Here is a 21987-nt window from a genome sequence, read left to right on the forward strand (position 1 = left end):
CAAACTCATGCTCCTTGAGTACGACATTCTTCGACACGATCAGTCTAATCGCATCTTCCCGGCGCCACGCGGTCATCCACTCCAACAGCGCACCTCTCCCTCCCCGCGTCTCAGCCGTCGGAAGTACTTTTATTTTGATATGTTTATTCGCATGGTGATGAAGCGTTTCAGTGTAGTTCTTGCATTCCTGTTGATGGTCTCCCCGGTCGGTGCACAGGACAAGTCGCTCGCTCCAACTCCGCCGATGGGATGGAACAGCTGGGACGCCTACGGCCCCGCCGTCAACGAAGCTGAATTCCGCGCCAACATGGTTGTTCTTTCAGCGCAGTTGAAGGAGTTCGGCTGGCAGTATGTCGTCGTCGATGAAGGCTGGTATCTGCAGAACCCCGAAAGCGTCTCCATGCCCGAGACACTGCGCTACACCCTCAATCCGCAAGGGCAATATGAGCCCGCGCCCAACCGATTCCCCTCCGCCGTCAGCAAGGGCTTCAAACCACTCAGCGATGCCGTGCATCAGGAGGGCCTCAAGTTCGGAATTCACATTCTTCGCGGCATCCCGAAAAAGGCCGTGCTGGCCAACACGCATATCGGCATCACTCACTACCGCGCCAGCATGGCCGCGGACACAACCGATACCTGTTCGTGGAACCCGGACAACTTCGGCGTCAAGGCCAACCTCGCCGGACAAGCCTGGTACGACGCGCTCATGAAGCAATACGCCTCCTGGGGTGTCGACTACATCAAGGTCGACTGCATCGGCCATCCCTACAAGAGCGCCGAGATTCGCATGATTCACAGGGCGATCGAGCAATCCGGCCGTCCCATGGTCCTCAGTCTCTCTCCCGGGCCAACGCCGCTCGACCATGCCACTGAGGTCGCCAAGAACGCACAGATGTGGCGCATATCGGACGACGTCTGGGACCACTGGGATAAGGACCCCGAGATGCCATGGTCTCAGAGCATCAAAGGTCAGTTTCCCATCCTCGCCCAGTGGGCTGAGCACGTAAGGCCGGGAAGCTGGCCGGACGCGGACATGCTTCCCCTCGGCCAGCTTCGCCCAAACCCCGGCGAGGGCAAACCGCGAGCCTCACGACTCACCGAAGATGAGCAGCGCACCTTGATCACCCTCTGGGCCATCGCGCGTTCACCTCTGTTCATCGGCGGAAATCTCACCCAGATGGACGACGCGCTGAAGTCGCTCCTCACCAACCAGGCCGTCATCGATATGGCCCGCTACTCCACCAACTCCACCATGAGCACCGCCGACGGAGACCTCGTCACCTGGACCTCACAATCCATCAAAGCGGACAAACGCTATCTCGCTGTCTTCAACCTCGGCGACACACCCATGCACGTCGACAAGACCTTCGCCGAATACGGCTACATCGACCGTGCCCAATACAAGGTCCGCGACCTCTGGCAAAGAAATGAGCTCGGCGTCCTGAACTCCTTTCAGGTCGATCTCCCCCCGCACGGTTCAGTAGTCTTCTCCCTCCACGACTAGCCGAAACTCCGAGAACGGCGTTTCTCAGGACTGATCTACCCTGCACTTCCATTTATCTATCGGGGCTCATCGTTTGAGGTGACGGAAAAGCTTTCACGATGGCTCGTCGAAACAACGATTGTTGCTGTTACGACCATGGTGACTGCTAATCCAGCCCCAAATTCTGTGGTGATGTACTTTGCCCAACCGACAGGTGCCGTTAGTGGATCCAATAGGCCCTGAATAAAATTATTGTGGGCGGCGTGCAGTAGAACACAAGGCCATAGACTGCCCGAGCGCACTCTGAGGTAGCCCATGATGTAGGCCAGCGCGACGACCATTACCGTGAAGCAGGCGAGGGCAAAGACGATGTTCGTGCCCGGGTTGAAGTCCGTCCAGACGATCTCCGGAACGTGCCACACTGCCCAGATCAAGCCTGAGATAAGACAGGCTCCGTGGAAGCCGAACCGCTGCTGAAGCCTGGGAAACAGAAACCCGCGCCATCCTAGTTCCTCGCCCAGCGCCCACCCCGCTTCGAAGATGACTGAGACGGTGAACAATAGCGGCAGAGCCACGACTAACGTCTCCAAAGCGGGCCAGCGTCCCAATCCATAGGGAGCTATCATCCCTGCTTCGAAGCTCTTGAGGGAGAATGAGCCGCGGATGACGAGCCAGGTGAGCAGGTACACCGGCGTGGCATAGAGCAGCGGCAGAACATACGCGAGCTTTAGAAAGCGTCGTGCCGGCCAACTCCAGCCCAAGGTTCCAAGCGGGATGCGGAGCAGCAGGCAGGTGCACAGCGCCGCGAACCCCGGACACCACACGATGAACTGGGCAAGTGTTTCGGATAGGTGATGGCTGTGAACGTCAAGAACATAGGTGCACCCGCTAAAAACGGCAAGCAAAAACAGGAAGATCGATAACGGTCGCTGTTGAGAGACTCTCATAAGCACTCTCCTCTCCCGGCTGTCCTTTGTGCTCCACGGGCCTGCATGGGCGAGGCCTTCCAATATTTCGATGGAGTTTACGACATCGTGCTGGCCAATGAAGTAGTAGCTCCGTTGAGCCGCAGATACGCTCGTTTTGGACCCTAGCTTACTCCCTCGACCTTGCTATTTCGGTAAGTTAGTCCCCGTAAGTCGGCTTGTGGTAAGTGATCTACCCGTCCGTTCCATTCTCAAACCTTCATCGGCACCGGACATTCAAGCACGCCGCTCACATAAAGTTGCTTCCCGCCGCCCTTCGCCTTAGTATCGCCCTCAGGGCATGCCGAAGATAGATCTCACTCACGCACGATCGACCGAAGCCGAACGGCTTGTCTCTGCCGGCAAAGCCGAGGACGACGACGCTTTCGAGCTAAAGCTCCGCCCCACCCGTCTCGCCGAGTTCATCGGTCAGGAAAAGGCCAAAGAACAACTCGCGATCGCTCTCGAAGCGGCGAAGTCACGCGGCGAAGCACTCGACCACGTCCTCCTCTTCGGCCCTCCCGGCCTCGGCAAGACCACTCTGGCGACTATCATCGCGAACGAGTTGGCCGTCGGCTACCAGCAAACCTCCGGTCCCGCCCTTCAAATTCAAGGCGACCTGACCGCCATCCTCACCAACCTGCGAGAAAAACAGGTTCTGTTCCTCGACGAGATCCACCGCCTTCAGCCTGTGCTCGAAGAAAAGCTCTACACCGCGCTCGAGGACTACAAGCTCGACATCATCATCGGCCAGGGGCCCGCCGCCCGCACCCACGTCATGGAGATTCGGCCTTTCACCTTCGTGGCCGCAACCACACGCCCGGGCCTGCTCTCCTCGCCTCTGCGCAGCCGCTTCGGCATCCTCCTCCGTCTCGAGTTCTACACCGACGACCAACTCCGCTTCGTAGTCGAGCGTTCGGCCGAAGTCCTCGGCGTCCCCATCGACCACGACGGTGCTGCCGAAATAGCCATGCGCTCCCGCGGTACGCCACGCATAGCCAACCGCCTCCTACGCCGCGTCCGAGACTACGCACAGGTGCGAGCCCAGGGCGTCATCGATCGTCCCACAGCACAGGCCGCCTTATCCCTACTCGAAGTAGACGCCCACGGCTTCGACGAGTTGGACCGCCGTCTCCTCCGCACGATCATCGAAAAGTACGACGGTGGCCCCGTAGGCCTCAACACACTAGCCGCTGCCCTCGCCGAAGAGCAGGACGCCCTCGAAGAGGTCTACGAACCCTTCCTCATCCAGATAGGCTTCCTCGACCGCACTCCGCGCGGCCGGGTTGCCACGCGTCTCGCCTACGAGCATCTAGGCATCGAAATGCCCCGCAAGCTTAGCCTTTTCTAAGCGTTGAAAGCCCGCTGCGCGCGGGGCGGTCACTTCGTGACTTGCATACCCCTACGGTTGGCGCTCCCGTTGGTCGCGATCAAAAATCTTGTGCCGACTAACGGAAGGCCCACGGCGAAGCCGGTATACGAGTCACGAAGTGACCGGCTCCCGCGCAGGGAGCCGTCCGGCAGGACACAGCCAAAAATAAAGTTGAAAAACGTGGCGTATTTTTCGTCGTGAAAATTTGTGGTGTTTCCAGCCACACATTCACCACGATCACACCACGTTTTACCATCCGAAACACCACGTTACGCAACCATAATTTCCCAAAAACCCCTGTAAAACACCACAACCACCACGCCAGAAAAAATCCTGACGTGGTGGCCAAAATTTACTGCCTCAAAGCTGCCGGAACGAAATCCGAGCTCAGCATGTTTGGCGGTCCGGTCAGGTAGTAAGTTGGGATCTTCGGGAACTGCTCTTCGACGAGGATGAGGGTGCGGAAGTCGAAGCTCTGAACTTCGGCGCGAGACTCCATGTGGTTGCGGGTGATGGCGCCGCAGAGGGCGGTTACAAAGGTCTGCGGGTCGAATGTGTGGTTCGTCTTGGGTTCTGTGTGCTCTGGTAGCGCAGGAGGAGGCTGTCCCGCTGCATCTTCAGGAAACGGCGTGATCTTCGTCTCGAGATTGAACCGCACGGTACGCGCGTTTGCGGCGCGCGCTGCGGCATCGGGATGCGATTTGCCTGCGCCAGTGCTGTAGTAGTCGGCGTAGAAGCGGGTGAAGCGGAAGAGCTGCTCAGCATAGGTGGGGACGTAGGGGCTGATGAGATGCTCGTGCTTCGCAAAGGCTACGGCGACAGGCGAAAGTGCAAGATCGTTCTGCTGGTCGTCGAACTTCGCGTTCCCGTATGCGGGGCCGTGGTGAAGCTTGTCGCAGATGAAGGTGCTCTGGGCTTCGGCGAGTGTGATGTCGCGAGTGTAGATGCGCTCTTCGCGTGTGTAAGGCTTGCCGTCGACGCGGCGGCAGGACTCGGGGTTGAGGAACTGATCGTGCCAGATGAGGGAGACGTGATCGCCGGTGACGCCGGTGTCGGTTTCGAGTTCGGTAGCAAGATGGTCGAGGCCAGACTCGAAGGATGGGAGTGTGTTTTCCGGCCGTAGACCGCGCCCTCCGCGATGGGCGGAGACGACGAAGGTTTTGAAGTATTCCGCATCCTGAGGGTGAGCGGCCTTCTGCTCGGCGACGACCTGCTGGAGGATGTTCGGGTAGTCGGAGATGATGCCGTCGACGCGAAGATCAATGAGCGCGCGCATCTTTACCGGGTCATTCGTGGTCCACGGAATGACTCTGATGCCTGCCTTGTGAAGCTCGGCCACGTTGACGGGAGGATTGGAGCCGAGGACGGTCGCGTCGACTGGGGAGAGCACCGGCGTCTGCGCGTTGTGCGCCTTAGCGTGCTTGTCGGCGGCGGTCATGAGTCCGGGGAAGGGATTCGTCATAGGGGTCTGCTGTGCGGAGACAGATGCGGTCGTGATCAGAATAGTGGTAAGGAGCTGAGTTCGAATGGAGGGTAGCATGACGAGTGATGATAGTGGATCGAAGTTGATGGAGCGTGAATGGAAATAGACGTAGGGCCCCAGACTGGACGAATAACGCATTCACGTGTCTGAAACTGACGACAAGCGCGTTAATAGGGATCAACCTTTCTGCATCCGAAAATCTCTCATTATGCGTAGTGATTAGTAGAAATAAATAAGGCCCCTGAGGATGGCATACTAAGTTCGGAACCGGGCAAGGCCGAAACACGTAATAAACTTATGACCAGCACAAGCGACGCATATCCCGGTGATCCGACCGTCAAATCCGCTCTGTGGCTTGCGGTCATATTTGCGAGCGCCAAATTACTGCTCACGTTCGGACTCACTCTGTACACGCAGAAGATTGGCTACAGTTACTTTCGGGACGAGTTCTACTACATCGCCTGCGGACGGCACCTTGCCTGGGGTTATGTTGACCACGGTCCGGTGGTCGCGGTGCAGGCGAGGTTGGGCGAGATACTGTTCGGTGATTCGCTGTTTGGCATTCGCATTCTTTCCGCAATCGCGGGCGCGGTCATGGTGTTCCTCGGCGGCCTGGTCGCCTGGGCTCTTGGTGGCCACCGGCCTGCGCAGGCGCTGGCTATGCTTGGGCTGATCTGCTGCCCGCAGTACATCGGCATCGATGGTTTTCTCTCAATGAACTCATTCGAGCCAATGTTCTGGACGTTTTGCGTGCTGGCAATCGTTCTGATGCTGAACGGGCGCCCAGGACGCTTCTGGTGGCCCATATTTGGCATCGTCGCCGGCATCGGGATCCTCAACAAGCCTTCCATGCCGATGTTTCTTATTGCGCTGCTGTTGGGGCTGTTATGCACGCCGGAACGTCGAGTGTTGTTCTCGCGCTGGGCCTTGGTTGGCATACTCCTGGTGCTTGTCATCCCACTGCCTTATGTCGCGTGGCAATACGAAAATCACTGGCCCATGGCTGAGTTCCTGCACAACGGCGCGGTCTACCACAAGAACATCAAGCTGGGGCCGCTGGCATTCTTTCTTGCGCAGTTTGCCAACATGCAACCGGTGAACGCGCTGCTGTGGGTCACCGGCGTCATCGCGCTTCTGCGCGGCAAGGCCATCCAACGTGGTCGCTGGCTTGGGCTCGCGTTCCTGTTCTTCTTCGCGATGGCCTTCCTCAGCCATGCGAAAGACTACTATCTCGCCCCGGTATATCCCGCGTTCTTTGCTGCCGGTTCCATTGCCTGGGAACACCGCTTTGCAGCCTCTCGGCTCGTGCAGCGCTCGAGTATTTTTGCGTTTCCTGTGCTTGAAGCAGTACTGATTGTCACGACAGCCGTTGTTTTACCCATGGCCTCGCCTGTGCTGAAACCGCAAACCTGGGTGCGCTACACCACGGCCCTGCATTTGCCGCACGACAACACGGAAACGACCGCAACCGGCCCTTTGCCTCAGTTCTTTGCCGATCGCTTCGGTTGGCAGCAGGAGGCCAGTATCGTGATTGCCGCCTACCGTTCCCTCTCTCCTCAGGAACAGCAGCGCGTCTGCATCTTCGGCAACAACTACGGCGAGGCTGCCTCCCTCGATTTCTTCAATCGTCTGCAGGGTGCCGGTCTTCCGTCGGCGATCAGCGGCCACAATACCTACTATCTATGGGGACCCCATGATTGCGACCCCAACGTAAGCATCGCCGTCATAGGCGACACTCCTTCGGAAATCGGCTTGAAGTACTTCAGTGTCACGGTGGTTGGCCACCTCAATCATCCTTACGCGATGCCCTACGAACACAAGAACATCTACCTTCTTCGCAACCGCCGCACCGATGCTCCGTTCCTATGGTCCGACGAAAAGCATTACGACTAGCAAGCAATGCGCTCGAAATCACGCGCCTGGTCCTCATAAATCGGCAACGAAGTAGTAGCTTAGGATGTCCGGAGGAGGGCGGACAGATTGCCTTTATTGGCGGCTAGTTTTGCCTCGGCGGTGGAACGGTCGAGCGAGAGTTTTTGCATGACGATTGCGGTCTTTATGCTGCCGGCTTCGGTGAGCAGCTTTGCTGCGGTGAGCTGGTCGACACCCGTGGCGGCCATGATGATGCGTTGAGCACGGTCGACTAGTTTGACGTTGGTGGTTTGCATGTTGACCATGAGGTTGCCGTAGACGGCTCCTGTTTTGATCATGACGCCGGTAGAGATCATGTTGAGGACGAGCTTGGTGGCGGTGCCGGCCTTCATGCGTGTGCTGCCGGTGAGGATCTCGGGACCTGTGACCGCGGCGATGGAGATGTCGGAGGCTGCGGCGATTGGGGAGTCGGGGACGCAGGCGAGCGCGATGGTGAGTGCGCCTTGCTTGCGGGCATGGGCGAGAGCTCCGAGGACGTAAGGGGTGCGGCCGCTGGCGGCGATGCCGATGAGCGCGTCGTGTGCCGTGATACCTGCGGTGGCGAGGTCGGCTGCGCCTTGCTCGGGGGAGTCCTCTGATTGTTCGCTGGATTTGCGGAGGGCGGTGTCGCCGCCAGCGATGATGGCATGGAAGAGATCGGGGGAGACAGAGAAGGTTGGAGGGCACTCGCTGGCATCGAGCACGCCAAGGCGGCCGCTGGTGCCTGCTCCGGTGTAGAAGAGGCGCCCACCTCGCTGGAAGCGCTCCGCGATTGCGTCGATGGCCTGTGCGATTTGGGGAAGGACGGCGGCAACGGCGGCGGCGACCTTGGCGTCCTCGTCGTTGATCAGGCGGACCATGTCGAGAGTTGGGAGCTGGTCGATGTTCTGTGTGCGCGGATTGCGGGCTTCTGTGGCGAGAGCTGCGAGGTTCGTCGTGTTTTCCATCTGCCTCTACTCTCCCACGCATGCCATAGGTGTGCAAAGCCTTCCATCTCCTGGCTGGGTTTTGATGGTTAAGCGGATGTGTTTGGAACGATGACGACTGGGCCATGGGCGGTCTCGTGTTTTACGGTTTGCAAGGCTTCGTTGGCGCGGTCGAGTGGGTAGACCTGGACTTGAGGCTTGATGCCGATCTCGCCTGCGAGCTGGAGGAAGTCGAGTGCGTCCTGCCGGGTCATGTTGGCGACGCTGCGGATCTGACGCTCGCCCCAGAGGAGCTTGTCGTAGTCGAAAGCGGGCATCTGGTCGAGGTGGATTGCGTTGATGGCGACAATGCCGCCTTTGCGAAGACTGGATAGGGCGCTGACGACGACGGCTCCGCTGGGCGCGAAGGTGATGGCGCGGTCGAGTTCGACGGGCGGCTTGTCATTTTCGGTGCCGACCCAGGTGGCTCCTGCCGATGATGCCTGCTGGCGGTGAGTTTCGCCGCGAGTGGACACGTAGACTTCGCAGTTCCAGTGACGCAGGACTTCGATGGCCTGGCTAGCGGAGGCGCCGAAGCCGAAGAGGCCGACGCGTTCTCCGGGCTGGGTTCCGGCGACGCGGAGGCTGCGGAAGCCGATGATGCCGGCGCAGAGGAGTGGGGCTACATGGGTGTCGTCGAGGGCGACGGGGAGGGGGTAGGTGAAGTCGGCGCGGACGAGGGTGTGCTCGGCGTAGCCGCCGTTGATGGTGTAGCCGGTGAAGGTAGGGTTGTCGCAGATGTTTTCTTCGCCACGAAGACAGAAGGGACAGGTGCCGTCGGTGCCGCCGATCCATGAGACGCCGACGCGCATGCCGACGGGACGATCGGGTGTGGCGCCGTCGACGACGCTGCCGACGATCTGGTGGCCGAGGATGAGGGGCTCGTGGGTGAGAGGGAGGTCGCCTTCGAAGATGTGGAGGTCGGTGCGGCAGACCCCGCAGGCGAGGACGCGGAGGAGGAGATGGCCAGGGGAGAGGGTAGGGATTGGAAGCTCTTCTAGCTGAAGTGGCTGGTTGGCGCGGCGGAGGACGGCGGCTTTCATCTGAGAGGCTCCTTGCGACGAGAGGCTTGCGCCGACCGCCAGGGATGACTCTGATTAGAAACGACAGTGGATTGGTGCGGAAGAGTATGGGTTTTCCGGGGAGATTTTTTGTCTGTTGTAGGTTGCAGAAAATAGTCTTCCCGGAAGTATTAATTGCCCTAGAATGTTGAGGTTCCAACAGTCAGGAGAGATACATGGCCACATCGGCTTCACCGCAGCCACCTACGCCCGAGCGTTTTTTCAACGCTATAAACGCCTACGAGCAAACGGAGGCAATGAAGGCTGCCATTGAGCTTGAGATCTTCACAGCCATCGCCGAAGGCAATACCTGCGCTGCGACGATCGCGAAGCGCTGCCAGGGTGCCGAACGCGGCGTGGAGATTCTTTGCGATTACTTAACGATTCATGGCTTCTTAACCAAGGAAGGGGCGGAGTACGGTCTCGCACCTGACTCAGCTTTTTTTCTGAACAAAGGTTCGCGGGCATACCTTGGCGGGGCCATTGAATTTCTGCTGAATCCGCGGATACGTGAAGGGCACGCGAGGCTGACTGAGGCGGTGCGTCAGGGAGGAAGTGCACTGGGCGAAGGAGCGCTGGAGCCGGACAACCCAGACTGGGTGAGGTTTGCGCGGGCGATGATGCCGCTGATGTTTATGCCGGCCCAGGTTATGGCTGGCGAGCTCGCAAAGGGCGGCGCGGTGAACAAGGTGCTGGATATCGCTGCTTCGCATGGCCTCTATGGAATCTCCGTTGCGAAACAGAATGCCGCTGCGCACATCTACGCGTCGGATTGGAAGAATGTGCTCGAAGTTGCGCGGGAGAATGCGCAGGCGATGGGGGTTGCCGATCGCTACCATCTGCTTCCGGGGAGTGCCTTCGACGTGGATTTTGGCGGCGATTACGATCTGGCGCTGGTGACAAACTTCCTGCATCATTTCGATCTGCCTACATGTACGGCATTCATGCGGAAGGTATATGCATCGCTTAGGCCGGGAGGACGGGCTGCCATTGTTGAATTTGTTCCCAATGCTGATCGGGTAACGCCGCCGACTGCGGCAGCCTTCAGCCTGGTGATGCTGGCTTCTACTCCCGCAGGCAATGCGTATACCTTCCAAGAGATCGAGAGTCTTTCGAGAGAGGCTGGCTTTGTGCGAGCGGAGCTAGCGCCGCCGCCGATTGGCCTCGGTCGCCTGATCATTGCTTACCGGTGATTTGGGTGAGTACCGGAGTGCGCAGTCAGCGTTCGATGGAGTCGTTGGGCCGGGATGCGTGGCTTTTGTGCGAGGAGGCGTAAAATCCTCCGGCGGAGTATGTAGGAGGGTGGAATGCTGCGACGTCTTTTCACGTTAACGGTGGGCCTGCTGATTGCGGTTCCTGTACTGGCGAAGAATAAGGCGGAGAAGAGTGTGCCGGATTACATTCTTCACGCACACACGGTAGCGGTGATCGTCGATCCGGGCGCGGGAATTGATATTGAAGATCCGCGGGCAAATCAGGTTGCGCAAAAGGATGTTGAAACCGCACTGCTGAATTGGGGAAGGTTTCAGCCGATGATCAGCACCCAGCAGGCGGACCTGATCATCGTGGTTCGCAAAGGACACGCTCGGGTGGTGGATCAGACCGTCAGCGATCCCCGGCAGAATAATCGGGTGGGGATGATTGACCCTACGGCGAATGGTGTGTCGATTGGCGCTCAGCATGGCAGGCAACCGGACGGGACCGGCTCGGGAATGCCCGATGCATCAGACCGCGACTCCGCACATCCGCAGTCGGAGGTCGGAACGACGGAGGATACGTTCATTGTCTACAACGGCGATGGCAAACAGCCTCTCGATGGCCCGGTCGGGTGGAGTTATATCGCGAAGAATGGGCTTCATTCGCATAACGTTCCTGCCGTGGATGAGTTTAAGAAGGCTGTGGCAGCGGGGGATAAGGCTGCTGCTGCTAAGCATCCGTAGTTGGGTGTTTTCTCTTATTTTTGAGTTGTTTGGCGGAGCTGAAGGTCGTTTTCTGTGAAGACAGCCTGAGGTAGAGATAATGCCCGATGGGGACCTGCAAGCAAGCAAAAACCCGTAAAATAGAGGAGATACGTAAAAAGCAAAGGACGATTGAGGCAGATGGCAATGGGAACGCAAGAGGTTTTGGCTGGACAGGTAGATGCGGCGGCGAAGGTTGCCGGGCTGGTAGTGATTTCGAGTGAGGTGGGGCAGGATTTCTCGGGTAATCCGACGACGCGATTCAAGCTGGCGTTGGTTGCGGACCGGGCGAAGACGCAGGTGCTGGAGCTGAGCGACAAGTTCGATTTCAGCCGCGCGGATATGCTGGCTGAGGTTGGGGTTTATCTGGCGGAGGCGGCGAAGCGGTTGAAGAATCCGCGACCGGACTGCTACCTGACGCTGCATGGTTTGCCGTTGAGCTTCGAGAAGTTCACCTGGCCATTCCATGAGTCAACCTCGGGCGCGGATACGTTTCTGGTGCATGGCGAGGTTCGCCTGCAGGATGGGGAAGAGAACCCGCTGCATGCCAAGGTGGCGGCTTCGATGACAGTAACGTTTGCGGAGATCGTGAAGGCTCCGGAGCAGCCGTTTGCGGAAGGGTTTATCTACAACGCCGTGCGCAAGACGATGGATCAGGGGCAGCTGGAGCTGGTGAAGAGTGGTAACCGGCAGCCGGTTCCTGTGACGACGCGCTTTTACAGCCCGTGGAAGAAGCGGTTTAATTTCAACGACACGACCGAAGGGAAGCGGCAGGAGTATCTGGCAGCGAAGGTGTTCTGGCTGTCGGGAGTGCTGGGTGGCGGACACCCGGTTTGGTTGCTCGATCCTCGGGATGCGCAGTATCTGAACTCGACGGTGGAGGAGCTAAAGAAGACGGCTGCGGCGCTGGCAGGCGAGGGACTGATTCATCTTGCGGCGGATACCGAATATGCAACTCCGACTGAGGCCTTGATGGGCCATCGCGCACAGTATGCAGCGGAATTGGCCCATGCGCTGGCGTTCATCAAGCCGACGTTTAATGAGGAGATGCGCGGCGGCCATACAAATATGTAATGTTGGCAACGATCAGCAGTGTTTCAACCGCGAAATTTGCCAGTAATTACTGGGGTATGGTAAGTTCCCTTTGGCCTTCAGGAGCATCTATTGAGCCTGCAAGGAAAAGAGGAAACACGATGAAGCTAACTCGAATTGCAACACCACTGATGGCAGTGGCACTTATGGGCGGCGCAACACTTTTCGCAGGCGCCCAGGCGAACCAGGCACCAACGACCGAGAGCCGGAGCTGGAACACGCCTCCTCCGGGAACGGAACAGGCGCAGTCGGCATACCGTGATGGAGTTGAAGCGGCACAGCTGGATATGGCGGCGAAGCGAAAGATCGAGGCGAAGTCGTCTCACTTGTATCTACACCCACCGGTGAAGGGAGCAGCTCGCGACGAGTATCGTTCGAACTTCACTGTTGGATATGAGGCTGCGGTGAAGCACAACTCAGGCGCGTAGTTGCCGTAAGTTTTTGATGAAGTTGTGAGATGTCGAGAAGAGGGCTCCCGATGGGGCCCTTTTCTTTTGCGGGTGGCTAAATCGCGGTCTGGGCGCTGAGTTGGTTGTGGGTAATGGCGACTCCGCAGTGTGTGCAGAACGACGCGGAAGGATCGATGGGGCTGCTGCAAGACGGGCAGTACGAGAGTGCAGCGGCAGCTTCGCTGTTGTGGATCGAACTGCCAAGGATCTGACTGGAGATATAGATTGCCTGAGCCGTGTTGTACTGGCGAACGCGATCTGGCATAAAGAAGCATTCGATAACGCCGAGGATTGCAGTGATGCCTGTCCAGAAGAAGATGAGGTAGACGATGCCTGCGGTGTTTCGGCGGAGGTAAAAGTGGTGGATACCGAATGCGCCAAGGAAGAGCGCGAGCAGGACGCCAGTCGTCTCGTCTTTGCGGGCGCGTTCGTACTCGGCATAGAACCAGGCGCGCTGCTGGTCGGTCATGCTGGCGGTGTAGAGAGGATCGATGATCTGCATGATTTTGCTCACCTTAATGAATGCAAGGAGAAATACGTTGCGAAATGAGCGGCGGTTCCCGATTCTCAATGCTTCGCGTCTGATCAACAACTCTATGCCGACTCGAATGGTCGCAATTTACAAGAAATTTCAGTGGGCGTAGAGTTGCGACAAATCACGGGCAACGTGATGACTTGATCGTGAGTCAGATGGAAGAAAGCAGGAGGTTGTATGCAGGCAGTTCATAACGGACAGTGCGGACTTTGCAATCACTTTGGCGAGCATCACGCGAAGAGTTCGGTGTTGGTCACGATTTTGACGAGCAAGAAAGCAGATGCGGCCGTGTTGGATGAGTGTGGTCATCCGAAGCATGCTGCATTGCACCTGAAGGTTTCGCCCATCAGCGGATGCGATGGGTTTGTACCGGCGGCGCAGGCCTAATTTTTCTGAATTAGAAAGGCGACGCGGTTGAGTCGGGCAGACTTGCCGCGTCGTGTTGCGTTTGTATACGGCTTCGCTTTCTTAGCGGCGGTTCATTCCGAGCAGGCTGAGAAAGAAGCTGCCGAAGATGGCCTCTACCCCCAACATGAAGCAGGTTGCTGAAGGCAGGGTGAGGCGAAGCATGCGTTGGGGAGAGAGATTTCCGAATCCGGCACCGTGCCAAATGTGAAGGGCGTAGCCGAGGATGCCGATACCAAGCAGAAGAAGTGCGGTTCCGAACAGCAAACCTACTTCGAGATTGATGTAGTTGAAGATGCGCTCGAACTTTGGATTGGGCGGGAGGAAGCCTTCTTGTGTGCCGAAGACGCGGGCGCTTACGGCGAAGACGGAGATGTGGGCTCCGATGAGGACGAGGCCGAGAGCGTAGGTTAGCGTGTCGACATCGAAGGTCCAGCGACCAACGGTTTGTGGACCGGGGATGAGCCAGAGCGAGAGAAGGACGCCGACGAAGAAGGTGACGACGCCGGGAATTAGAAAGAGCCAGCGTGGACTGAAGAGTAGAAGGAAGCGGAGGTGACGCCAGCCGTCGCGCCAGGATCGGAGGTGGGGTGGGCGGCTGCGGCCGTCGGGCGAGAGCGTGGTGGGGACCTCGGTCATGCGGAGGCCCGCGAGCGAGGACTTTACGACCATCTCGGAGGCGAACTCCATTCCGGTGGTACGGAGGTTGAGCGCGAGGATGGGATCGCGGCGGAAGGCTCGGAGTCCGCAGTGGAAGTCGCGGACGGGGATACGGAAGAAGATGCGGCCGATGGAGGAGAGGACGGGGTTGCCGAGATAACGATGGAGTGGCGGCATCGCTCCGGGCTCGATGGAACCGGAGAAGCGGTTGCCCATGACCAGGTCATAGCCTTCGTCGAGCTTTGGGAGAAAGCGAGGGAGATGCTCGAAGTGGTAGCTGGCGTCGGCGTCGGCCATCAGGACGTATCTGCCGCGGGCTGCTTCGATTCCGGCGATGAGAGCTGCGCCATAGCCGCGCGTGGGAACGTTGACGACGTGGGCTCCCTCGTCGGTTGCAATCTTTTGGGAGCCGTCGGTGCTGCCGTTGTCGGCAACGACGACCTCGCCTGCGACGTTGTTGTCTCGGAGAGCGGTGACCGCTTGACGAACGCAGAAGGCTAGTGTCTCTGCCTCGTTAAGGCATGGCATAAGGATGGTTACAGTCAGATCGCTCATTGTTTGCATGCTACCAAAGTGATGCTTAGTGGCTTGCGGCACCAGGGTGTGTGTTTTCCGTAGAAGATGATGTCTCAGGAAGGTTGAGTGGAAGGGCGTAGAAGGGGGAACTGTCCAGTTCGCGCCAGCCGGCGGAGATGGGATTGGTGCCAGTCATGAGGCCGGGGGTGAAGTAGCCGATGAGGACCTTGCCACCCTCGCTGCGCACGGTATCAATGGCCTGGTCGCGGTTCGGCATATTGGCGAGAGCGGAGTAAACAGGGTCCTCGGCCGGCTTGTAGATCTCGGTGAGGATGCGGACGCCGGCCAATCTTGCCCAGTAGTGGGTGTCGAGGCACGCCTTGTCTCCAATACAAGCGACGGTATCGCCAGGGCCGACGCCGAGGGCATTGAGCGCGTGCGCTGCTCCGTAGGTGTCAGGGTCGTACCATCCAGCGGGAGTCTGGGCGACCTTGAAGTTGCGTCGCAGTTCTCCGACTATTCGAGCCGATTCGCCTACTGCCAGGAGCGCAAGTAAAAGCACGATGGCAGAGGTCATGTTTTGGGCCGTGGAGGCTGGCACCTTGGCAGAATGGCGGAGCGCGGCGAAGGCAGGCAGGAGCACGGCGAGAAAGCCAAATGCGATGTATCGATCTTCTACGTTGACCATACTGTAGATGCAGAAGACGCCAGCACCGAGCAGGATGGGGGTAAGCCAGAATGCATTGGCGCGCGGTCTCCAATCGAGGCGCAGGCGCGCTCCGATGACGAAGAGGACGGCAAGTAGCACCCAGGCTTCCGGATGGTTTGCGATGTAGCGGAGGATGCGCACCAGGCACGCGATCGTGACGGAGACCTGGAGATGAGGGTTCATGTGGACTTTGATGTGTTCGTTCCAGAACGATGCATCAAACCAGTCGGGATAGGTACCGTAGGGCAGTTGTTTGTAGCTGACAACGACTGGTGATTTCAGGAGAACTTTGTTGGGATGCGTCAGGTGAACTTCGGCGGCGCCGAATGAAGAGGTCTGGTCGGGCTGGAGGTGCATTTTTTCGGTGCCGCTGACAAACCAGGCATAGTTAAGGTTGCCGGAGTCGCCGAAGTCGAAGCGGCCTTTTTGTTTGGAGAGTGCGGCGATGAAGGGACCGGCGACGAGGGAGAAGCAGATAAGAGCGAGTGCAGCTGCGGCGGCGATGCGGACAGGGGCGTGTCGTTGCCAGAAGGCGCGGAAGAGAATAAGGGCCAGAATGCAGAGGAGGGTGAAGAGGAAGGCAAAGGATTTGGTGAGGTAGGCGAGGCCGAGGGTGATCCCCATGAGCGCGGCGTAACGGAGATGGCTGGTGGCGAGATGCTTTAGGAGCGCGGCGAGACCGAGAAGCAGGAAGGCTTGAAGGAGCGCGTCGGGACGGACCTTGCCCATGCTGAGTTCGCGCTGGGTGGAGATGATGAGAATGGCGACGCCGAGGTAGCGGAGGGTGTAGCGGTCGAGGAGAAAAGACGCGAGGCTTGAGGTGGAGTCTTCGCGGAGCTCACGCAGTTGGACGAGTGCGTCGGTGAAGGCGACGATGGCGAGCATCTCCAGGAGGAAGATGCCGAAGTTGACCATGTAGTAGGCGTGGAGCTCGTTGTAGCGTGTGGAATGGAAGAGCGTGTGGCCGAGCGAGAGGGCGGCTGGGTAGAGGGGGTTCCAGTAGCCGTTGATGACGGCGTGCCAGTTGTGTGCGCGGATGAGGTCGCCAATGTCCATGTAGGAGACCGCGTCGCCGTCGATCTGGTAGGGGTCGTAAAGGGCGTAGCCGAAGGTGACGAGTGCGGCGAGAAAGCAGTAGATGGGCCAAAGACGACGCAGCCAGTAGGGGAGACGGTTGGACTCCGGCGTTGGGAGTGTCATGCGGTGGGGAGGTCCTCCGGTGTGGATGTATCCATCATCGCAGATGGGTGCGGCTGAACGACTGTTACTTCTGTGGCAGAATGCAAACTACAACGGGCCGCAGCCTATGCTGTCAGCGATGACTTGAGTTCTTGACCATGTATTATGCCGCAGTGCGACAAATCAGAATGATAATGCTCTTCTGTGGATTGAGCGGATTGGCTCCCCTGTGGGCGCAGTTTGTAAACTTTCCTCAGATCCAAGGTGAACGTGTTGACTCCGATGTGGCGATCAACAGAGCTCTGAAGAACTCTTCACTAATAGAAGCGGGCAAACCGTTTCACGCTGTCCTGGAGATTGGGGATGCCGGATCGCCTTATCGAGGTCGGGTGGAAGCATGGTGGGCGGGACCGCAGAAGTATAAAACCATCATAACGTCGCCAACTTTCAGCCAGACTCGGATCGTAAACGGCACACAGGCGATGGAGACCAACTCCGGGGATTACTACCCTCGCTGGCTTGAAGATTTCGTTGATGCAATTCTTGATCCGGTTCCAATGATCGAGAACTTTCGAGGCCGACGTGGGACTGTTATGGTTGGCTCTTCTATTACCAATAGCTGCATCAATCGAGATGACCGTCCGGGCGGCATCACGGATCAGGCGACCTGGGGAATGATTTGCTTTAGCGGATCGGAGCCACGCTTGCAGTCGGTGCTGACCATGAACTACGACATGAATTTCGAGGGGTGGAAGAGCTTCGGGCATAAACAGATCGCTCGAAAGTATAAGACGTCGGTGCTTGACTATAAGGAGGTTGCTGCTTCCTTGACGACCTTAGAAGAGTTGCGAGGAGCCTCAGAGGAACTGTTCTTAGTGACGCAACCCACTCCTTCTGAACAGCAGATCAGGACGTCCTTCGTCTCCACGTTGAAGGAGGAAAGTTTGCTTGAAGATGCTCCGAAGATTGACTGGCCTATAGTCCGCGAAGGAAAAACAGATGGTTACATGATTGTCTATGCCAGAACGGACCGCACAGGTCAGGTGCGAGAGACGGCAAAGCATAATTCGGACCAGCCGGGGCTTGAGAGCTTTGGGATGGAACAAGCTTTGCGCTACAAATTCAACCCGCTTATAGTCAACGGCGTTGCCGTGCAGATGGAAATGCCACTCGTACTGCACTTCACTTCGAAGATAGCTGACCCGCTACCGGTCCTTCGAGGCGCGGAGTTGCTCAAGCAGATCAGCGGTTGTAATGCGCAGCTTGTTTCCGTGATGCCTTCTATTGAAGGCATCGCGGCTACCCACATTTCAGTAAATGAAGACGGCAAACTCACAGGTGAGGGCTACGGCCCTCAGGTAGACCCCGGGATTCCGGCAGTTCTGATTATGAACAGGCCTTTGGAATGCCATTTTGCACCTCTCGTACGGAACGGTGTGGTGACCTATTATCACGGCGAGCTTTACAGCCGTGGACTTACCCTAACCGTACATTAATAGAAACAATAAAAAACGCGACAGCCGGAGCCATCGCGTTTTATTTGTTCAGTACGCCTGTTACTTGCCTCGGCTACATGTCTTTGACGCCGTCGACGAAGGCCTTCAGCTTGCGGCTGCGGCTAGGGTGACGGAGCTTGCGGAGTGCCTTGGCCTCTATCTGGCGGATGCGCTCGCGAGTGACCTGGAAGGACTGTCCGACCTCTTCGAGAGTGTGCTCGGAGCCGTCTTCGAGGCCGAAACGCATCTTGATCACACGCTCTTCGCGCGGGGTCAAGGTGCGGAGGACCTGCGAGGTGTACTCCTTCAGGTTGACGCTGATGACGGCGTCAGCCGGGGAGACGGCCATACGGTCTTCGATGAAGTCTCCAAGGTGCGAGTCTTCCTCTTCTCCGATGGGTGTCTCGAGGGAGATGGGTTCCTGGGCGATCTTGAGGACCTTGCGGACCTTCGCGACCGGGATGTCCATTCGGCGGGCGATCTCTTCGGAAGACGCTTCGCGGCCAAGCTCCTGCACGAGCTGACGGCTGGTGCGAATGAGCTTATTGATGGTCTCGATCATGTGGACCGGGATACGGATGGTGCGGGCCTGGTCGGCGATGGCGCGGGTGATGGCCTGACGGATCCACCAGGTGGCGTAGGTCGAAAATTTGTAACCGCGACGGTACTCGAACTTGTCGACGGCCTTCATGAGGCCGATGTTGCCCTCCTGAATGAGGTCGAGGAACTGGAGGCCGCGGTTGGTGTACTTCTTCGCGATGGAGACGACGAGGCGAAGGTTGGCCTCGATGAGCTCGCGCTTGGCGCGCTCGGCGTCCATATCGCCCTGGATCATCTCCCGCTGAGTGCGCTTGAGATCGGCGAGAGAGATGCCGGCGTCGGCTTCGACGCGCTCGAGGTCGGTGCGGCAGTTCTTCTGCTGGCGGCGATACTCTTTGCGCAGCTCTTCGGACTTCGAGGCTTCATGCTTGGTCTCAAGGGTCTTGATCTGACGCTCGAGCGTGCGCATGGCATCGACGGTCTTGTTGACCTTGTCGAGCAGGCGCTTCTTCTCACCGTTGGTGTACTTCAGCTCGCGGACGATGCGATTGATGTAGACGTGCTCGCGGCCGATGAGCCAGCGGGTCTTGCGGATCTCTTTGGCTTTGGCCTTGGCGTCCTTGCCAGCGGGAGCCTCGAGCTTTTCTTCGAGTGCGTGCAGCTTCTTCTGATGCTTGACGATGACGTCGATGCGACCAGCAGTGGCGCGCACGCGGGCCTGCAGGATCTCTTCGGTGAGCTCTTCTTCATCGAAGGTAACGACTTCCTTGATGTTGCGGACGCCACGGCGAAGGTCTTCGCCGAGGCCGACGATCTCGCGGATCACGATGGGCGAGCGCGAGATGGCCTTCATGACGCGGAGTTGGCCGCGCTCTATGCGCTTAGCGATCTCGACTTCGCCCTCACGGGTGAGCAGGGGAACGGTACCCATCTCGCGGAGGTACATGCGGACAGGGTCGTTGGTCTTCTCGAGCGTTCCGGGCGAGAGGTCGAGCTCTACGTCGTCGGACTCTTCACCGGCTTCGGGCTCGTATTTATCGCGGCCGCTGGCGCGCTCTTCCCCTGAGAGCACGTCGATGCCCTGGGTGTTGATGGTGGTGAGAAGGTCATCGAGGTCGTCAGGGGTGGTGATATCGCCTGGGAGGAGGTCGTTGACCTCGCCATAGGTGAGATAGCCCTTTTCTTTCCCGGTGTCGATGAGCTTGTCTATATCGTCTTCGTACTTGTCAATTTCTTCAGCCACGGCTGTGCGCACTCCTGCGAAAGATTCTGGTAATTGGGATGCCGCTGGTGGTAATTGTGGTATTCAAGCGGATTGATCCCTTGGTTGTAACGTAATGGGCAGGGAGCAGATCGCGGTGTAGACCGCTTTGGCAAGCCCGATTGACTCTACAAAGAGTCTGGGCATTCGAAGGCACACGTCCCCAGCGAATCACAGGATACCACAATACTTAGACGTTTTCTGAGGGAAAAAGATTCGGCGGAGCTGCGCGAAGTGGCTCTCCTTTGATGCCATTTTGATGGCGGGGACAGCGGCGCAAGTGAATGTCTTTACCGGCAGAGCCGTAATCATGGTGGCAGTGGCTACAACGTAAATGGTAGATGATTTGGCCGGGGAAGGACTCTGACGGAAATCCGGTTCGTGAGATGACGATTTGGCCGTGTTTGTTCCTGTATCCGGGGGTGGTGCTCTGAAAAGTGGTCATCTTGTCGGGTGGGAGAATAAATCGCGCAGTTTGTTTGACTTGCCAACGATGTTGCTGGTCGTGACCGATACACCTAGCTTTCAAAACCAGGTTTTGAGCGGCGAATTCGCGCCAAGAGGGAGGCGGGGCGGAGTGACGGTGGGTAGTGGAACATACTCGCCAGGAAGTCCGGCAGGGTGTCGTGAGCGATGCGCAGGCAGGCCGGAACGACGTAAAGGTTCATCACGATCTCGTTAATCAGAAGGGATGCGGCCGCCCCGTAGAGGCCGTAAGCTCGCGCGAGGACATAGCAAAGGCCGCACGCGACGCTTGTACCGAGAATGTAGTAGGTGGCAAGGCGCTGGTGCTGGTTGGTGGAGGTCATCAATGTGCCGCAGGTGGACCACAGAGCGTAGAGGACGACAACGGTCAGAAGAATGGTCAGGAGGGGACGACTCGGGGGCACGTGGCCACCGGTCCAATGCACGAGGAACCACGGGCCGAAACTCAGCATGACGAGAACCACGACGAGGGCGACGAGAAGGGCTAACTGGCAGGCGCGGCGGAGGAGAATGCGAGTGAGTTCGTAGTTTCCTGCTCCGAAGGCGATCGACATCTCCGGTTCGAAGGTGTTGTTGACCATCTGGACCATCTGGATTGCAACGCGGGAGACGGTGCGGGCGGTGCTGAAGATGACGACCTCAGTGGGTCCGAGAGCATATCCGACTGCGAGCAGACTGCCTTGAAGACTGAGTGCATTGCCGAGGGGAAATCCCATATAGGCGAAGGCGGGGCGCGCAAGCTTGCGAATCTCAGCGATGCTCGCGTGCTGCCATCCGTATTCGATCCAGGGGATGTCGCGGCGAACAAGGATGCAGAAAAAAATGGTGATGGCCACGTTGACCGTGGCAAAGACCAGCGCCGTCGTTCGTGCGCCTGCGCCTAGAATGACGGCGCCGATCATGCAGCCAAAGGCGAACAGGGAGAACATGTTCTTGAGGAAGGTACCGTAGGGATAGCGGCCAATGGCTCGGTAGGCCGACTGCAGTAGTTGCTCGAGCTGGCCTAGCAGGACGGAGACGCCGAGGTAGAAGATGATCCACTTGGTATCGGATTCGCCCAAGGTGGTTAGCCGGAGGAGGTGGGAGGCTGGAAGATAGTAGAGCGTTCCGGAGAGCAGGATGATGGTTGCGGTGCAGATGATGGCAATCAACCACCAGCAGCTCTGGAAGACGCGGAGCGCGGCGGCGCGGTCATCGCGGGCGACCAGCATGGTCATTTCGTTGCCTGCGACGGAGCCGAAGCCTACGTTGCTGAAGCTGAGATAGGCGGGAATGGAGTTGACGATCATCCATTCGCCGTAGAGAGGGACGCTCCAAAAGTGGAGGAAGACTGGGATCTGCACGAACTGAATGACTGTGGACGAGAGTTTCCCAATCCAGTTGGTCAGGAAGCCGAGCATCAGTCTTCGCTTTGTGGAGACGTCCATAGTCATAGCTGATGTTTATTTTCTTAGATACAGA

Annotated in this window: 18 protein-coding genes; 9 read left to right on the top strand and 9 right to left on the bottom strand. The window is 58.2% G+C overall.

Annotated features, from left to right (window positions below; translation table 11 throughout):
* Positions 1 to 7: 7 nt before the first annotated feature.
* On the top strand, positions 8 to 1504 hold the full coding sequence (locus RBB77_RS03635) for a glycoside hydrolase family 27 protein (protein WP_353064820.1): 1497 nt from the start codon (positions 8 to 10) through the stop codon (positions 1502 to 1504).
* 56 nt (positions 1505 to 1560) lie between these two features.
* Here the strand turns inward: RBB77_RS03635 and RBB77_RS03640 are convergent, their stop codons facing one another.
* The gene (locus tag RBB77_RS03640; protein ID WP_353064821.1) at positions 1561 to 2430 is read right to left on the bottom strand and encodes a CPBP family intramembrane glutamic endopeptidase; all 870 of its coding nucleotides are present in this window, start codon (positions 2428 to 2430) and stop codon (positions 1561 to 1563) included.
* Between the two features lie 319 nt (positions 2431 to 2749).
* Between RBB77_RS03640 and ruvB the strand changes: the two genes are divergently transcribed.
* Positions 2750 to 3799 carry a Holliday junction branch migration DNA helicase RuvB gene (gene ruvB, locus RBB77_RS03645; protein ID WP_353064822.1) on the top strand — a complete coding sequence of 350 codons (1050 nt, stop codon included), beginning with the start codon at positions 2750 to 2752 and terminating at the stop codon, positions 3797 to 3799.
* Between the two features lie 373 nt (positions 3800 to 4172).
* Here the strand turns inward: ruvB and RBB77_RS03650 are convergent, their stop codons facing one another.
* Positions 4173 to 5441 (bottom strand): glycerophosphodiester phosphodiesterase family protein, encoded by a 1269-nt coding sequence (locus RBB77_RS03650; protein ID WP_353064823.1) that lies wholly within the window; start codon positions 5439 to 5441, stop codon positions 4173 to 4175.
* 159 nt (positions 5442 to 5600) lie between these two features.
* Between RBB77_RS03650 and RBB77_RS03655 the strand changes: the two genes are divergently transcribed.
* The gene (locus tag RBB77_RS03655) at positions 5601 to 7196 is read left to right on the top strand and encodes an ArnT family glycosyltransferase (RefSeq protein ID WP_353064824.1); all 1596 of its coding nucleotides are present in this window, start codon (positions 5601 to 5603) and stop codon (positions 7194 to 7196) included.
* Positions 7197 to 7255: 59 nt separating this feature from the next.
* Here RBB77_RS03655 and murQ read toward each other — a convergent pair whose 3' ends face one another.
* Positions 7256 to 8161, bottom strand: coding sequence for an N-acetylmuramic acid 6-phosphate etherase (murQ, locus tag RBB77_RS03660; protein ID WP_353064825.1), 906 nt, complete (start codon positions 8159 to 8161; stop codon positions 7256 to 7258).
* A 68-nt stretch (positions 8162 to 8229) separates the two neighbouring features.
* Positions 8230 to 9222 carry a zinc-dependent alcohol dehydrogenase family protein gene (locus RBB77_RS03665; protein WP_353064826.1) on the bottom strand — a complete coding sequence of 331 codons (993 nt, stop codon included), beginning with the start codon at positions 9220 to 9222 and terminating at the stop codon, positions 8230 to 8232.
* A gap of 194 nt (positions 9223 to 9416) precedes the next feature.
* Between RBB77_RS03665 and RBB77_RS03670 the strand changes: the two genes are divergently transcribed.
* The 4 genes from RBB77_RS03670 (at position 9417) to RBB77_RS03685 (ending at position 12718) form a co-directional block, all read left to right on the top strand.
* Positions 9417 to 10433 carry a methyltransferase gene (locus RBB77_RS03670; protein WP_353064827.1) on the top strand — a complete coding sequence of 339 codons (1017 nt, stop codon included), beginning with the start codon at positions 9417 to 9419 and terminating at the stop codon, positions 10431 to 10433.
* A 114-nt stretch (positions 10434 to 10547) separates the two neighbouring features.
* Positions 10548 to 11180, top strand: coding sequence for a hypothetical protein (locus RBB77_RS03675; RefSeq protein ID WP_353064828.1), 633 nt, complete (start codon positions 10548 to 10550; stop codon positions 11178 to 11180).
* A gap of 159 nt (positions 11181 to 11339) precedes the next feature.
* On the top strand, positions 11340 to 12272 hold the full coding sequence (locus RBB77_RS03680; RefSeq protein WP_353064829.1) for a hypothetical protein: 933 nt from the start codon (positions 11340 to 11342) through the stop codon (positions 12270 to 12272).
* 119 nt (positions 12273 to 12391) lie between these two features.
* The gene (locus tag RBB77_RS03685) at positions 12392 to 12718 is read left to right on the top strand and encodes a hypothetical protein (protein ID WP_353064830.1); all 327 of its coding nucleotides are present in this window, start codon (positions 12392 to 12394) and stop codon (positions 12716 to 12718) included.
* 76 nt (positions 12719 to 12794) lie between these two features.
* Here the strand turns inward: RBB77_RS03685 and RBB77_RS03690 are convergent, their stop codons facing one another.
* Complete coding sequence (locus tag RBB77_RS03690) at positions 12795 to 13241, bottom strand: NINE protein (RefSeq protein WP_353064831.1); 447 nt, start codon at positions 13239 to 13241, stop codon at positions 12795 to 12797.
* A gap of 210 nt (positions 13242 to 13451) precedes the next feature.
* Here RBB77_RS03690 and RBB77_RS03695 point away from each other — a divergent pair, with 210 nt between their 5' ends.
* The gene (locus RBB77_RS03695) at positions 13452 to 13661 is read left to right on the top strand and encodes a hypothetical protein (protein WP_353064832.1); all 210 of its coding nucleotides are present in this window, start codon (positions 13452 to 13454) and stop codon (positions 13659 to 13661) included.
* Between the two features lie 81 nt (positions 13662 to 13742).
* On the opposite strand, the gene RBB77_RS03700 is transcribed toward RBB77_RS03695, so the two are convergent.
* On the bottom strand, positions 13743 to 14894 hold the full coding sequence (locus tag RBB77_RS03700; RefSeq protein ID WP_353064833.1) for a glycosyltransferase family 2 protein: 1152 nt from the start codon (positions 14892 to 14894) through the stop codon (positions 13743 to 13745).
* Positions 14895 to 14919: 25 nt separating this feature from the next.
* Positions 14920 to 16764 carry a hypothetical protein gene (locus RBB77_RS03705; RefSeq protein ID WP_353064834.1) on the bottom strand — a complete coding sequence of 615 codons (1845 nt, stop codon included), beginning with the start codon at positions 16762 to 16764 and terminating at the stop codon, positions 14920 to 14922.
* Between the two features lie 137 nt (positions 16765 to 16901).
* Between RBB77_RS03705 and RBB77_RS03710 the strand changes: the two genes are divergently transcribed.
* Positions 16902 to 18239: a hypothetical protein gene (locus RBB77_RS03710; RefSeq protein WP_353064835.1), complete on the top strand. Its 1338-nt coding sequence runs from the start codon at positions 16902 to 16904 to the stop codon at positions 18237 to 18239.
* A 73-nt stretch (positions 18240 to 18312) separates the two neighbouring features.
* Here the strand turns inward: RBB77_RS03710 and rpoD are convergent, their stop codons facing one another.
* Both rpoD and RBB77_RS03720 read right to left on the bottom strand, forming a co-directional pair.
* Positions 18313 to 20022, bottom strand: coding sequence for an RNA polymerase sigma factor RpoD (gene rpoD, locus RBB77_RS03715; RefSeq protein ID WP_353064836.1), 1710 nt, complete (start codon positions 20020 to 20022; stop codon positions 18313 to 18315).
* A 536-nt stretch (positions 20023 to 20558) separates the two neighbouring features.
* The gene (locus RBB77_RS03720) at positions 20559 to 21953 is read right to left on the bottom strand and encodes a lipopolysaccharide biosynthesis protein (RefSeq protein WP_353064837.1); all 1395 of its coding nucleotides are present in this window, start codon (positions 21951 to 21953) and stop codon (positions 20559 to 20561) included.
* Positions 21954 to 21987: the final 34 nt, after the last annotated feature.

Source organism: Tunturibacter psychrotolerans, from assembly GCF_040359615.1.
Lineage (GTDB): Bacteria > Acidobacteriota > Terriglobia > Terriglobales > Acidobacteriaceae > Edaphobacter > Edaphobacter psychrotolerans.